Annotated in this window: 13 protein-coding genes, 2 tRNA genes and 1 pseudogene; 8 read left to right on the top strand and 8 right to left on the bottom strand. The window is 66.1% G+C overall.

Going from position 1 to position 13,983, the window contains the following annotated elements; genetic code table 11:
• Positions 1–74 precede the first annotated feature (74 nt).
• Positions 75–863 carry a thiazole synthase gene (locus EP379_RS15015; protein ID WP_127478545.1) on the bottom strand — a complete coding sequence of 263 codons (789 nt, stop codon included), beginning with the start codon at positions 861–863 and terminating at the stop codon, positions 75–77.
• A gap of 60 nt (positions 864–923) precedes the next feature.
• Positions 924–1,124 carry a sulfur carrier protein ThiS gene (gene thiS / locus EP379_RS15010; protein WP_127478544.1) on the bottom strand — a complete coding sequence of 67 codons (201 nt, stop codon included), beginning with the start codon at positions 1,122–1,124 and terminating at the stop codon, positions 924–926.
• 82 nt (positions 1,125–1,206) lie between these two features.
• Between thiS and EP379_RS15005 the strand changes: the two genes are divergently transcribed.
• From EP379_RS15005 to EP379_RS14970, 8 genes are all read left to right on the top strand, one after another.
• A complete protein-coding gene (locus EP379_RS15005; RefSeq protein ID WP_127478543.1) occupies positions 1,207–3,006 on the top strand; it encodes an AMP-dependent synthetase/ligase in 1,800 nt (599 codons plus the stop codon).
• A 225-nt stretch (positions 3,007–3,231) separates the two neighbouring features.
• The gene (locus tag EP379_RS15000; protein ID WP_127478542.1) at positions 3,232–4,917 is read left to right on the top strand and encodes a hypothetical protein; all 1,686 of its coding nucleotides are present in this window, start codon (positions 3,232–3,234) and stop codon (positions 4,915–4,917) included.
• Between the two features lie 123 nt (positions 4,918–5,040).
• Positions 5,041–6,834, top strand: a complete 1,794-nt coding sequence (locus tag EP379_RS14995; protein ID WP_127478541.1) for a hypothetical protein — start codon at positions 5,041–5,043, stop codon at positions 6,832–6,834.
• A 109-nt stretch (positions 6,835–6,943) separates the two neighbouring features.
• Positions 6,944–7,017 (top strand) — tRNA-Gly (locus EP379_RS14990).
• Positions 7,018–7,113: 96 nt separating this feature from the next.
• A complete protein-coding gene (locus EP379_RS14985; RefSeq protein ID WP_127478540.1) occupies positions 7,114–9,555 on the top strand; it encodes an AsmA family protein in 2,442 nt (813 codons plus the stop codon).
• Positions 9,552–10,592, top strand: coding sequence for an A/G-specific adenine glycosylase (gene mutY / locus EP379_RS14980; RefSeq protein ID WP_127478539.1), 1,041 nt, complete (start codon positions 9,552–9,554; stop codon positions 10,590–10,592). Before EP379_RS14985 ends, mutY begins: the two co-directional genes overlap by 4 nt.
• Before the next feature lie 10 nt (positions 10,593–10,602).
• The gene (locus EP379_RS14975) at positions 10,603–10,875 is read left to right on the top strand and encodes an oxidative damage protection protein (RefSeq protein ID WP_127478538.1); all 273 of its coding nucleotides are present in this window, start codon (positions 10,603–10,605) and stop codon (positions 10,873–10,875) included.
• 57 nt (positions 10,876–10,932) lie between these two features.
• A tRNA-Phe gene (locus EP379_RS14970) sits at positions 10,933–11,008 on the top strand.
• Between the two features lie 281 nt (positions 11,009–11,289).
• Here EP379_RS14970 and EP379_RS17075 read toward each other — a convergent pair.
• The 6 genes and pseudogenes from EP379_RS17075 to EP379_RS14950 all read right to left on the bottom strand — a co-directional run.
• Positions 11,290–11,837, bottom strand: a pseudogene (locus tag EP379_RS17075) (phenylacetate--CoA ligase family protein); the annotation flags it as partial.
• 15 nt (positions 11,838–11,852) lie between these two features.
• Positions 11,853–12,509 (bottom strand): Spy/CpxP family protein refolding chaperone, encoded by a 657-nt coding sequence (locus tag EP379_RS14965; protein ID WP_127478537.1) that lies wholly within the window; start codon positions 12,507–12,509, stop codon positions 11,853–11,855.
• Positions 12,510–12,561: 52 nt separating this feature from the next.
• A complete protein-coding gene (locus EP379_RS14960) occupies positions 12,562–12,810 on the bottom strand; it encodes an SHOCT domain-containing protein (protein WP_055423768.1) in 249 nt (82 codons plus the stop codon).
• A gap of 12 nt (positions 12,811–12,822) precedes the next feature.
• A complete protein-coding gene (locus tag EP379_RS14955) occupies positions 12,823–13,176 on the bottom strand; it encodes a hypothetical protein (RefSeq protein ID WP_127478536.1) in 354 nt (117 codons plus the stop codon).
• Positions 13,177–13,254: 78 nt separating this feature from the next.
• A complete protein-coding gene (locus EP379_RS16435) occupies positions 13,255–13,398 on the bottom strand; it encodes a hypothetical protein (protein ID WP_172600509.1) in 144 nt (47 codons plus the stop codon).
• A gap of 163 nt (positions 13,399–13,561) precedes the next feature.
• Positions 13,562–13,954: a DUF302 domain-containing protein gene (locus EP379_RS14950; protein WP_127478535.1), complete on the bottom strand. Its 393-nt coding sequence runs from the start codon at positions 13,952–13,954 to the stop codon at positions 13,562–13,564.
• Between the last annotated feature and the right edge of the window lie 29 nt (positions 13,955–13,983).

The following is a 13,983-nucleotide window of genomic DNA, read 5'->3' as shown; positions in this document are numbered from 1 at the left end:
GACTATTGTAGGAGTCCGCTCCGCGGGCGGACAGATGCCCACATCAGCACCTGTTCGCCGAGGGGCTCGAATAATCAGAAGAACGTGCCGTCGATGGGTGAGGAGGCGCTGGCGTAGCGCTTGCGCGGCATGCGTCCGGCGCGGAAGGCCTCGCGGCCGGCCTCGATGGCCTTCTTCATGGCGGAGGCCATCAGCACCGGGTCCTTGGCCTGGGCGATGGCGGTGTTCATCAGCACGCCGTCGCAGCCCAGCTCCATGGCGATGGTGGCGTCACTCGCGGTGCCGACACCGGCGTCCACCAGGATGGGTACCTGGGCGTTCTGCACGATCTCCAGGATGTTGTAGCGGTTCTGGATGCCGAGGCCGGAGCCGATGGGACCGGCCAGGGGCATCACCGCCACGCAGCCCATCTCTTCCAGGCGCTTGGCGACGATCGGGTCGTCGGAGGTGTAGACCATCACCTTGAAGCCGTCCTTGATCAGGATTTCGGCGGCCTTGAGGGTGGCGACCACGTCGGGGTACAGCGTCTTCTCGTCGCCCAGCACCTCCAGCTTCACCAGGTCGTGGCCGTCGAGCAGTTCGCGCGCCAGGCGGCAGGTGCGCACCGCGTCGTCGACGTTGTAGCAGCCGGCGGTGTTGGGCAGGTAGGTGTAGCGATCCGGCGGCAGCACGTCGAGCAGGTTGGGCTCGCCGGGGTTCTGGCCGATGTTGGTGCGGCGGATCGCCACGGTGATGATCTCGGCGCCGGCGGCCTCGGTGGCGCGCTTCGTTTCGTCCAGGTCTTTGTACTTGCCGGTGCCGGTGAGCAGGCGGGAACGGTAGGTCTTGCCGGCAATCACCAGCGGGTCATCGATGTTGGGCATGGGGTGTTCCTGCGGCAGTGTGATGCGTGAATGAATGACGGATTATACGCGCGGCGGCGCTCAGCCGCCGCCGATGGCCTGGACCACCTCGACCTTGTCGCCGGGTTGGAAGCGGTGTGTCGCATAGCGGCTGCGCGGCACGATCTCCAGGTTCACTTCCATGGCGATGCGTTTGCCGGTGAGGTTCATGGCCTCGACCAGTTGCGCGGCGGTGTAGCTGTCGGGCACCTCGCGTGCCTCTCCGTTGACGTGAATTTTCATGGGGGGCAAGCCTAGCGGTTGCTGGCCGTGCCCGTCAAACCCGGGCTACCATGCCGCCATGAACCGGAACGAGGAGGCGAGGATGGCGTCCACCACCGATTGCATCTCCCCGCAACAGGCGGTCACCCTGGACGGCCTGCTGCGCGAACGTGTGCGGCGCACGCCGCAGGGACTGGCCTACCGCAGTTTTGACCGTGCCGCCGGGCAGTGGTGCGACTGGAGCTGGGGCGAGGCGGGGCGCGAGGTGGCGCGCTGGCAGCAGGCCCTGGCGGCGGAGGGGCTCTCGCCGGGCGAGCGGGTGGCCCTGCTGCTGCGCAACGGTCCGCAGTGGGTGTGGTTCGAGCAGGCGGCCCTGGGGCTGGGCCTGGTGGTGGTGCCGCTGTATTTGGAGGATCGCCCGGACAACATCGCTTATATAGTGCAGGACGCCGGGGTGCGCGTGCTGCTGGTGCAGGAGGAACGCTACGGCCGCCTGCGCGCCGCACTGGAGAGCGTGCCCGGTTTGCAGCGCATCGTCCTCGCCGGCGACGGCGCGGGGCCGGACTGCGGCCCGCGCGTCGTGCCCCTGTCCGTTTGGCTGCCGCCCGGCAAGCATGCCCTGGCGGAGCGGCAAGGCAATGGCGACGACCTCGCCACCATCGTCTACACCTCCGGCACCACCGGCCGCCCCAAGGGGGTGATGCTCAGCCACCGCAACATCCTCAGCAACACCGAGGCGGCCCTCAGCCTGGAACGCTTCCGCACCGGCGACCTGTTTCTCTCCTTCCTGCCGCTGTCCCACATGTTGGAGCGCATGGCTGGCTACTACCTGCCGATGATGGCCGGCTGCGGCGTGGCCTATGCCCGTTCGGTGCAGCAACTGGCCGAGGATCTGCAAACCCAGCGTCCCACCATCCTCATCGCCGTGCCGCGGGTGTTCGAGCGCGTCTATGCACGGATCCAGGACGGATTGACGCAGCGGCCGCCGCTGGCGCGGGCCCTGTTCCATGCCACCCTGGCGGTGGGCTGGCGGCGCTTTCTGTGGCGGCAGGGCCGCAGCGGCTGGTCCTGGCAGCTCCTGTTCTGGCCGCTGCTGCACCGCCTGGTGGCGCGCAAGGTGACCGCGCGCCTGGGCGGCCGGCTGCGTCTGGCGGTGAGCGGCGGTGCGGCGCTGGCGCCGACGGTGGCGCGCTTCTTCCTGTCGCTGGGGCTGGACCTGGTGCAGGGTTACGGCCTGACGGAGACCAGTCCGGTGGTGAGCGTCAACCTGCCCGGTGACAACGAGCCGGCCAGCGTGGGGCGGCCGTTGCCCGGCATCGAGGTGCGCCTCGGCGGCGACGACGAGCTGTTGGTGCGCGGTCCCAACGTGATGCTGGGCTACTGGAATCAGCCGGAGGCGACGCGGGCGATCATCGATGCCGGCGGTTGGCTGCACACCGGCGATCAGGTGCAGATCGACGCCGCGGGCCGCATCCACATCACCGGGCGCTTGAAGGACATCCTGGTGTTGTCCAACGGCGAGAAGGTGCCGCCGTCGGAGATGGAGGGGGCGATCCTGCTCGACCCGCTGTTCGATCACGCCATGCTGTTGGGTGAGGGCGAGGCGTTTCTGGCGGCGCTGGTGGTGCTGAATCCCGATCTGTGGCCGGCGCTGGCGCAGCAGCTCGGCCTCGATCCGGCGGCGCCGGACAGCTTGCACGCGCCGGCCCTGCACCGTGCCCTGCACCAGCGCATCGGCGAGCTGCTGCGCGATTTCCCCGGTTATGCCAAGGTGCGTCGCGTGGCCGCGACGCTGGAGCCGTGGAGCGTCGACAACGGCCTGCTCACGCCGACCATGAAGCTGCGCCGGCGCGAGGTGCAGGCGCGTTATCGGGATGAGATCGCGGCGCTGTTCCGCCATTAGGGAAGCTCTGAATAAGTTCAGAGCTTCCGCGGCACAGGGATGTGCCGCCATTTTTCAACGACGATAAGTCGTTGAAAAATGAAGCCGAGCGAAAATCACACGTTTCGCTTGGCGTGGTCTGAGAAGTCCAGGATGGACTTATTCAGACCTTCCTTAGCGTTCTTGGCGCCTGTCCCCGCGCCGCGCTATCGTATGCCGATATCTCATCGCTGAGCCGCCGCCACCATGAAGCCCCGTCTCCTGTTTGATCTTCCCGTATTGCGCAGAGCGACGGCGGACTCGTTCGATACCCGGCCGACCGCCCTCGACCGCTGGTTCGCGCAGTTGCCCATGGGCAGCATCGGCGAAAGTTGCCGCGAGATCTTCATGGCCTTGTACGAGGTGAACCGCACCCAGGTGACACCCAGTCAGCGGCTGGCCTTTCTGGAGCGGCTGGCCGAACCGCTGGCACTGGTGCTGCCGGCACTACAGCATCATTACTTCGGCCAGCCATTTCCCCTGCCGGAAAAGGCGCAGCAGGTGGCGCGCCTCGCCGTCGACCTGCAGGTGGAGCTGGTGATCGGCTATCGCCTGGTGCTGGAGGGCGTGCGTCACCAGCCGTGGTACAAGCCGTGGGGACGCAAGCCGCGCAAGGCGCTCGCCGCCCACCGCATGCTGCACTATCTGGGCAACATCCTGATCGATTATCAGTGGCAGCACCTGCCCTATCCGCGCGGCGTGTGGCGCACGGTGCATCGCATCTTCCGCCATGAGGGCAAGGCCGGGCGCATGCGCTGGCCGGTACCGCCCCTGGCCGGCACGGACAGCACCACGACGGTGCTGGAGGAGTACAAGCGTGTGCTGCTGTGCGCACTGGTGCCGCCCTCGCGCATCAGCATCGAGCAGTGGCACGCCCTCGGACGGCATCTGCAGCAATGGCTGCCGCTGATCCGGCTCGACCCCACCTCGGTGGAATACGGCTTCTGGGTGCGCATCGACAGCGACAGCCCGCCCACCGAACTGCCCATGGACTTCACCGCCGCGATGGGGCGGCGCGGCAAGTACACCGTGCTCAACACCCGTCCGCTGATAGAGCAACTGGAGCATCTGCTGATGGACCCATCGGTCGCCTTTCCTGCCGGGCTGACGCGCGACAGCATCGAAACTCTGCGCAATGCCTGGAGCGGTGCGCGCGGTCGCCATGCCGAGCGGCGGCGCGGCCGCGGCCAGGAAATGCAACTGCTGGTGGGTGTCGGTGCGTTGTATCAGGCGCTGGGCGGCAAGCTGCCGACGCTGCCCGAAACCCTGGATCTGACGCGAACCGACGGCAACGACAATGGGCGGGCGTGGGTCCATAACACGATGCCGACCGCGCCGCCGCAGCCAGTGATCGCCCGCGTGGTGGATCAGAGCGAGAGCGGTTATGGTCTGGAGCTGACGACGGCGCCGCTGCAGCCGCTGCGTGAAGGTGAGATCGTCGGCCTGCGCAGTCAGACGGTGCCGCACTGGGAGATCTGCTATGTGTGCTGGCTGCGGGCGGTGGAGGGCAAGCCGGTCTCTCTCGGCGTGCAGCATCTGGCCCTGGAGGCCCTGCCGGTCGAGGTGATGGTCGGTGTCGAGAGCGGACACAGCGCGCCGCTGGGCAGCCTGCTCGGTACCACCGCCACCGGCGAGACGGCGCTGTTCATGCCCAACCTGCCCGGTGTCGAGCACAAGGTGCTGCAACTGGGCTATCGCGGCCACGTCGCGGCCATCGTGTTGCAGGAACGGCTGGATGCCTCCAGCGGCTTTGCCGCCTTCCTGTTCGATACGCCGGCCCATGCCCATCAGGCCGGTCTCGCCGCACAGGAGGCCTGGCGCCACCGCGCCGCCGCACCGGAGGCCGCCGCCGCCGAGGCCGATCGCTACAGCGAGGTGTGGAACACGCTATAACCACGCTGTATTTGTGGTAAAGTCGCGCGGAACCATTTGCATGTCAGGCATTCCAATCCTGGCTGGTAAAGGAATGCATCTGGACATGACGGGATGTCAGGCATACATCACCGTTAATGGCCCATGAATCCGACGCTCAATCTCGTCATCCCACCGCAAAACAAACCTGGCCCCGGCGCCTTTGATACCCGGCCCGAGGCGGTGCGTGCCTGGCTGGAGCAGCTGCCCCTGGGCCATGTCGGTGAAACCGCACGCCTGCTCTATCTCGCGCTGCACGAGGTCAACCGCCTCGACATCAATATCCATCATCGTCTCGATTTTCTCGAACAGCTGGCGCCGCCGCTGCAGGGGGTACTGGCCTCGCTCAAGCCGCACTACAGCGGCAAGCCCTTCCCCCTGGCCCCCAAGGCGGCGCGGGTGGCGCAGCTGGCCACCGAATTGCAGGCGGCGATGATCATCGGCTACCAGATCGTGATGCAGCAGAGTGATAGCCTGCACTGGTTCCGCCAGCGCAAGTGGGAACGGGTGTGGACCACGGCCCTGCACCGCATGCTGCGTTATTTCAGCGGTATCTTCTGCATCCGCTACCAGCTGCACCTGCCGCCCCCGGCCGGGGCCTGGCAGATCATCCACAGCGCCTATCGCCTGTTGGAGGAGAACCATCTGCTGGACGTCACCGTGCCACCCCTGGGCGGTGGCGAGTCCACCACCCTCGGTTTCGAATACAAGCAGTTGCTGCTGCTCGCCATGCTGCCCCGGCAGCGCATGCAGCCTGTCCAGCTGGAGGAGATTCGCCGCCACATGGCGCAGTGGACCGCCGGGCTGACGCTGGTGCAGCCGGCCAATCCGCAGTTGTGCAACGAAGCCTATTGCATAGACCTCGATCAGGATCAGCCGCCGGGGCCGCTGTGGAAGCTGTTGCCGGAGCGCGAGCCCAACGTGCGCAGCCTGCGCCTGCTGCACATGGTGCCGCTGCTGGAGCAGATCGAGCGGCAGGTGAGGCAGCAGCGTGCCGCGGCACATATCACACTGCCCGATGGCGCAACCCTGCCGCGCGATCTGGCGACCGTGTTGCTGTCGTCCTGGCTGCATCCGCCGCAGCGCAGCGATGCGCGCGAGACGGCGCGCGGTGTGGTGCACGTGGTGCTGGGCCTGCGCGAGATTCATGCCCTGCTGTCAGGGGTCACGACGCCGCAGGCGGAAGAGGCACCGGCTACGGCATCTCCCGAGCTGCGCATTCTTGATGGCCAGGCGGATAAAAAACAGTCCTTCGCCCGCACTCTCGGTTTCGTCGGCGAGCGTGACGAAGAGGCGGACATCTGGGACATGGTGTACACCGTGCGGCCGCGGGAGCAGGTCAAGTCCTGGTCTGAGGTGGAGGTGGCCAGGAGCTATACCCTGGTGCGCGGTGATCTGGTGAATCGCAGCAGCGGCGGGTTCGGCCTGCGTTTTCCCGCCGGGCGGCTGGGGGCCGTGCGCGACGGCGACCTGGTGGCGGTCAGTACGTCGGAAGACACCGGTGACTGGAGCCTGGGCATGGTGCGCTGGCTGCATGTGGCCGCCGACGGCAGCATCGAGCTGGGCATCAAGCAGTTGCAGCAGCATGTGGTGCCGGCGGCGATCCGTGTCGAGCAGGAGGGCCAGCAGAGCGCCCCCATCGATTGCCTCCTCGGTCACGCACAGGAGCAGTTGCGCGTGGTGCTGCCGTGCATGACCGGGCTCGCCAACAAGCGTCTGCTGCTGACCTCGGGCGGGCGCGAGATACCGATCTCCCTGTTCGAGCCGCTGGAATTCTCCACGGTGTTCCAGATGTTCCGCTGCGTGGAAAACCAGGCGCGGCGCGCGCCATCGGAGGCGAAACCCCAGGCCGCCGCCGATCCGTTCGACAAGTACAAATCGGTGTGGGATATCCTGTAGCAGGTTGCTGCCCTCCTCACCCTGACAAGGCGAGGGGGATGCGCCGCGTACCCTGTCACCCTTTTATCTTGAGGCGTGCCGCGCGGGGGTAGTATGATGGCCGCCCGTCGCGGGTGTAGCTCAATGGTAGAGCTTCTGGTTCCCAACCAGATGACGAGGGTTCGATTCCCTTCACCCGCTCCAATTTCCCCGTCATCCCCGCGCCTTTCCGTGTCTGCAGTGCATCGTGTTACGGTGTAAGATGATGCGCATATCGCCCATGGATCAGGACGCCTTCCGATGAAAAAGACCCTCAAGATCATTGCCTGGCTGGTGACGGCCCTGGTTGTCACGGTGGTCGCCGCCGCGATCATCATTCCGCTGGTCATCGACCCCAACGACTACCGCGACGAGATCAGCGCGGCGGTGAAGGAGCATACCGGCCGCGAATTGACCATCGAGGGCGAGATCGAGCTGTCGCTGTTTCCCTGGCTGGGCGTGCGTCTTGGTGCGATGCAGCTGAGCAATGCCGAGGGTTTCGGTCCGGCGCCGTTCGCGCGCATCGGCACGGCCGATGTGCGCGTGAAGCTGTTGCCCTTGCTGCGCCGCGAAGTGGAGATGGAAAAGATCGTGTTGCACGGCCTGGAGGCGAATCTCGGCCGCCGCGCCGACGGCAGCAGCAACTGGGATGATCTGGTCGGCGCCGCCGCCGCTGCGCCGGCAGCACCGGCGGAGAAGAAGCCGACCGCAGCGGCACCGGCCGAGCCTGCCGCGGCCCTCGCTGCGCTGGCCCTCGGCGGTCTGGAACTGCGCGATGCGAAGGTGGTGTGGGATGATCGCCAGGCCGGCGCACGCTATGCCGTCGAGCACCTCAATCTGGCCATCAGCGCCATCCGTCTCAACGAGCCCTTCGATATCGCGCTGGAGTTCGACGTGGACAGCAGCCAGCCGCAGCTGCGCGGCCACCTCCGCTTCGCCAGTCATGTCACGCTGGATCTGCAGGGGCAGAAATACCGCCTCGATACCACCACCCTCGCCGCCGATGTGCAGAGCGCGCTGATCCCCGGCGGCAAGGCCAGTGCCCGCCTGCAGGCGGATGTGCAGGCCGATCTCAAGGCGCAGACCGCCGGCATCGCCGGCCTCAGGCTGGAGGCGCAGGGCGTCACCGTGCAGGGCAAGGTGGACGCCGCCAACATCCTTGCGCAGCCCGACGCCAGGGGCAGCCTCCAGATCGCCGTGAGCGATGCCACCACCCTGCTGGCACCGTTCCAGGCGCAATTGCCGCCGGGGATGCTGCCGGCATCACTGCAGGGTACCCGGGTGGATGCCGCCTTCGATCTGTCGCTCGGCCAGCAGACCGTCAAGGTCAGCACGCTGAACATCCAGGCCCTGGGACTGGCCATCAAGGGGCAGCTGGAGGGCAGCCGGATCATCGATGCGCCGCAGTTCAACGGCCGCATCGAGCTGGATGAATTCGTGCCGCAGGACCTGCTCGCCAGCCTCGGCATCGCCCTGCCGGAGATGGCCGATCCCTCGGCACTGACCAAGGCCGCGCTCGGTTTCGATTTTGCCGCCGGACTCGATCACGCGGCGCTGAGCAAACTGCAGCTGCGCTTCGACGACTCGACCCTGACCGGCACCGCCTCGGTGCGCAATTTCCAGCAGCCGGCGCTGCGTTATGATCTCACCCTCGATACAGTGGACGCGGATCGCTATCTGCCGCCGCCCAAGGAACAGCCCGTGCCCGCCACACCGGCCACCGCGGCGGCCGCCGGCGCTACGCAGTTGCCGCCGGAGACCCTCGCCCAGTTGCGCGCCCTCGATGTGGAAGGCACCGCGCGCATCGGCAAACTCAAGGTGATGAACCTGCGTTCCAGCGACATCCATGCCACAGTCAAGGCCAAAGACGGCCTGCTGCGTGTGTATCCGGTGGGCGCCAAGCTGTACGGTGGCGGTTACGACGGCAATCTCAGCTTCGATGTGCGCGGCAATGTGCCGCTCATCGGCATGGACGAAAAGCTGGCCGGCGTGCAGGCCGGCCCCCTGCTCAAGGATTTCATGGGCAAGGATTACGTCACCGGCACCGCCAACGTCAGCGCCAGGCTCACCGCGCGCGGTGTCGATCCGATGGATGTGCGCAAGAGCCTCAATGGTAACGCCTCGTTCAGTTTCACTGACGGCGCCGTCAACGGCATCAATATCGCGCAGTTGATCCGCAACGCTTACGCCGCTTACCAAAAGCAGCCAGCGCCCAAGGATGAAGTGCGCAGCACCGATTTCGCCGCCATCAGCGGCAGTGTCACCATCAAGGACGGCCTGGTGACCAATACCGATCTCAAGGCCAATTCGCCGCTGTTCCGTGTCGAGGGCCGCGGCACCGCGCACCTCGCCACCGAGGCGCTGGATTATCTGGTGCGCGCCGCCATCGTCGGCACGTTGGAGGGGCAGGGCGGCAAGGCGCTGGATGATTTGAAGGGGCTGACCGTGCCGCTGCGCATCACCGGCAGCTTCACCGAACCCAAGTTCAACGTCGAACTGGGGGCCCTGTTGGACGAAAAGGCCAAGCAGGCGCTGGAGGCGGAGAAGAAGAAGGTGCAGGAGGCCCTGGCCGCCGAGCAGCGGAAGGCGAAAGAGGCCGCGGCGGCGGAAAAGAAAAAGGCGCAGCAAAAGCTCGAAGAAGAGAAGAAAAAGGCCAGGGAGGCGGCCGAGCAGAAGTTGAAGGACGCCCTCAAGTTGCGATGAGTTTTGCCGCCCGCCTGCTCGCCTGGTACGACGACCACGGCCGCAAGAACCTGCCCTGGCAACACGACCCCACACCCTACCGGGTGTGGGTGTCGGAGGTGATGCTGCAGCAGACCCAGGTGGCCACGGTCATTCCCTATTTCGAGCGCTTCATGGCGCGCTTTCCCGCAATCAGCGATTTGGCCGCCGCCTCCGTCGACGAAGTCCTCGCCTTGTGGAGCGGCCTCGGCTACTACAGCCGTGCCCGCAACCTGCACCGCGCTGCGGTGCAGATCGCTACGCAACATGGCGGCGTGTTTCCGTCCGAACTGGAACAGGTGCTGGCCCTGCCGGGCATCGGCCGTTCCACCGCCGGCGCCATCCTGGCCCTGTCGCGCAATCAGCGCCATCCCATCCTCGACGGCAACGTGCGCCGCGTTCTCGCCCGCTACCATGCCATCGGCGGCTGGCCGGGCGAGGCGGAGGTGGAACGCCTGTTGTGGCAGAAGGCGGAGGAGCACACGCCGGCGGAGCGGGTGGCCCACTACACCCAGGCCATCATGGACCTCGGCGCGACCCTGTGCACCCGCAGCCGGCCGCGCTGCGGCGACTGCCCGCAGGCGGCGGCGTGCGCCGCCCATGCCGCGGGCGAGCCGCTGCGCTACCCGGCGCCGCGGCCGCGCAAGACCCTGCCGGAACGCCGGACCACCCTGCTGCTGGTGACAAATGACCGCGGCGAGGTGTTGCTGGAGCAGCGCCCGCCGAGCGGCATCTGGGGCGGCCTGTGGACCCTGCCCGAGCTGGGGGACGAGTCGGTGGCGCAATGGTGCCGCCGCCGCGGCCTCGGCGCGCAGGAGGAAACGGCCTGGCCAAGCCTGCGCCACACCTTCAGCCACTTCCACCTCGACATAGCGCCGCGTCATGTGCAGGTGGCGGCCGCCGACAGCGCGGTCATGGAAGCGGCCGGCGCAGTCTGGTATAAAACCGAGCTTTGCGATCAACTGGGCCTGCCCGCGCCGATCAAGAGGTTATTGGCGCGGCTGGGCCGCGATGAATGAGGAACAAGCGATGAGCCGTATGGTGCAATGCGTCAAGCTGGGCAAGCAGGCGGAAGGTCTCGAACGTCAGCCGTATCCAGGCGAGCTGGGCAAGCGTATCTTCGACAACGTCTCGAAAGAGGCCTGGGGCCTGTGGCTGCGCCAGCAGACCATGCTGATCAACGAATACCGCCTGTCGCCCATCAACCCCAAGCACCGCGAGATGCTGGAACAGGAGATGGAGAAGTTTTTCTTCAGCGGCGGTTCCACCCGGCCGGAAGGATACGTGCCGCCGACCCGGTAAAAGCCACGATTATTCCTTGACTTGCCGGGCCGCTGCCGTTTTAATAGGCGGCCTTTCGGCCAGGTAGCTCAGTTGGTAGAGCAGCGGACTGAAAATCCGCGTGTCGACGGTTCGATTCCGCCCCTGGCCACCAATATATAAAGGTCAACCGTTCTCGGTTGGCCTTTTTTCTTGCGCGCTCCCGCGCGTTCGCGGGGACTCCTGCGGATTCCTGCGGACTTCCTTCCCCGGCCGTCTCGCCTGCCTCGGGCCCCATTTCGCTCTCTCCGCGCCGTTTTTCTCTCCGGCCCTGCTCCCCGGCGAAAGGTCGAAGTCAACAGGGAGCGCCGACGGCACCATTCAATATCAACAAGTTACGTGCTGACCGTTCAACCGGTTGGATGAGTGCATCGCTCACCCAAACCAGACATAGCCTCAACCCTGCGTGGTCGGGGCGCCCTCGGGAGGTAGCGGAATGACGGTGCGGTACTTTCCGCCGCTGGATTGCGCAGGCGGCTCCTCGGCGCGCTCGACCGCGACCTGATCGAGCCGGTGCTCGATGAGCAGGCACGCGATCCCACTACGCACAGCCTCCCCCACATGCGCTCCGGGTCGGCGCCGGGCGCGGGACGCAGGCGCACGCGCAGACGCATCGGTGCAGTCTGCACGATCTGCGACAGCTCGACGCCAGAGATATGGTCAAGCTCCAACGCCAGCGGAGGGATAAAGACACGCTCGCCGCGTTCTGTCGTAAATGAGAGCACATCGGCGGAGCGGCCCTGCACGCGGATCGCGGGCAGTGGATTGCCGCAGGGACAGGGATCGGGCCGCTGCAGGATGCTGTCCCCGAGGTCGTAGCGCAGGATCGGCTGTACCCGGCTGGCGAGATTACTCAGCAGGACCGTGTGCGACGGCGTGCCCGGTAGAGTCGGCCGGTAGTCGGCGTCGACCGGCTCGAGCACGGCCCAGTCACCGTTAACGTGGCCGGCTGTGGCCGGCTACCGCATCATCCCGCCCCGCCCGCCGTAGTAACCGCGCAGCCGCTCCTTCTGCTCGGGGGTGAGCACCGCGTCCATGCGATTCTGCGCATCGACCTGGATCTGGATCATCTGCCGTCGCAGGTCGTAAATCTTCTTGTATTGGTTGTCGATCGCGGCGGGGTCACGCTTCCCGGAGTAGTAGATTTCGTTGAGCTTGGCTTGCTCGGCATCCATCTTCGCCGCCAGGTCCCACTGCTTCTTGCGGAAGTCCTCCTGGATCTGTGCGATCTTGGCCTGCTGCTGCTCCGTGAGGTCGAGCGCCGGGCCATAGCCGTATCCGCCCATCATTCCGGGGCCCATCATTCCGGGGCCCATCATTCCGGGGCCCATCATGCCAGGGCCCATCATGCCACGGCCCATGTAGCGGTCGTCCCAGTCATCCCAATCCCCCCACATCCCGCGGGGACCCATGCCCATCATGCCGGGACCCATCATGCCCGGTCCCATGCCCATCATCCCCGGCCCCATGCCGCACATCGGGCACCATCCGCCCATCATGCCGGGTCCCATGCCGTAGCCGTAGTACGGTTGCCCTTGCTGAGCCGAAGCGCTGGCCACGGTTCCCAAAAGCGCCATCGCGGCAAGCGCGCCAACGAGTTTTTGCTTGGTGTTCATTTGCATCTCCTTTACTGGTGGAAATTGCACAACCCGGTCCTTGGACCGGGGCCTATCCCCCCTTCAAGTCGTCGCGCTTCTGCAAGAACTCGTCGCGATCGATTTCCCCCCGCGCGTATTTTTCTTCAAGGATAGCCAAGGCCCGGTCATCGCCCTGGCGAGCGCCCGTGCCCGTTCGGCTTCTGCCGCCCAACAGATACTTGATGGCGGCCAGCACGAGCAGTACCGGCACCAGCCAGAGCAGGATCATCCAGATCCAGCCGAATCCCCATCCCCAGCCCATGCCGTAATCCATCATCATCTTCTTAGCCTTTCATTCCCGGGTGCGGCCATGCCGCCGCAAGAAGTCGATAATCTCGGCCGTCGTCGTCTTGTCCGGGACGAACTTTCCCATTGCCGCCTCGTGCCCGCGCATCCGGCCGACCACCGCCGGCCACTCCTGCGCGGTGTGCTGACGCGGGTCCGGCAGCGCGTGGCACTGCACGCAGGAGGTGCTGAACGCCTGGCCCGCCTGCGTGTTCAGGTCCGGGTATTTGGCCGCGTCGATCGGTTCCTGGGCGTGCTTCTGCAGATAGTCGAGCAGGATGTCCAGTTCTACCCTGCTCGGGGCCACCACCCCCATCATTCCACCCATCATGCCGCCCATCATCCGCATGCGCATGTTCATGCGGCCCAGCACCCGCGGCCATCCGGCGGCGGTGTGCATGCCCGGGCCGGGCAGGTTGTGGCATTGCACGCAGTAATACTACAGTATCCTCGCGCCTGCCGAATCCGGCTCGGGCAGCAGCGCGGGATCGATGCCGGGCGGCAGCGCGCCCCCCATCATCCGCTGCATCATGTTCCTGTGCATGGGGCCCATCATTCCCGGCCCCATCATGTCTTGCGCCAATTTTGTTGCCCCCTCCGCACGGGCAAGGCCAACAGCGAGGGATGAGACGAGCAACGAGAACGCGACGGCTGCACCGGCCGTTAGCCTTGAAATGCCTCGTCGAGTTGTTCTCATCTCCACGCTCCTCGTTCGCCCCGGGCTGAAAGACGCTTTTCGCCCGGGGCTACAGCGCCTGCATCACCCGCTGCAGCCGCTGCCTCACCTCACCGGCCAGCTGAGTGATATCCGGTTTGCCGACCAGGTCCAGCACGGCGTTGGGGTCCATGAACTCGACATGCACCTTGCCTGCATCATCCTGGCGCACCACCACGTTGCAGGGCAGGAGCAGCCCGATGGACGGCTCCACCGTCAGGGCCCGATGCGCGAGCGGCGGATTGCATGCGCCGAGAATTCGGTAGGGCGGCATGTCCTGGTTGAGCTTTTTCTTCATCGCGCCGGCGACGTCGATGTCGGCCAGCACGCCGAAGCCTTCGGCCTGCAGGGCCTGGGTGACGCGCTCGATCGCTTGATCGAAGGTCAGCTCCACCGTCTTGCCGAAACCGTACTTGATATCCATGACAACGCTCCTTGGGTTGGAATTGCTGT

The organism is Sulfurivermis fontis (assembly GCF_004001245.1).
Taxonomy (GTDB): Bacteria; Pseudomonadota; Gammaproteobacteria; order Thiohalomonadales; family Thiohalomonadaceae; genus Sulfurivermis; species Sulfurivermis fontis.
The sequence above is the reverse complement of the archived record's forward strand: the minus strand, read 5'-3'. Positions and strand labels throughout refer to the sequence as shown.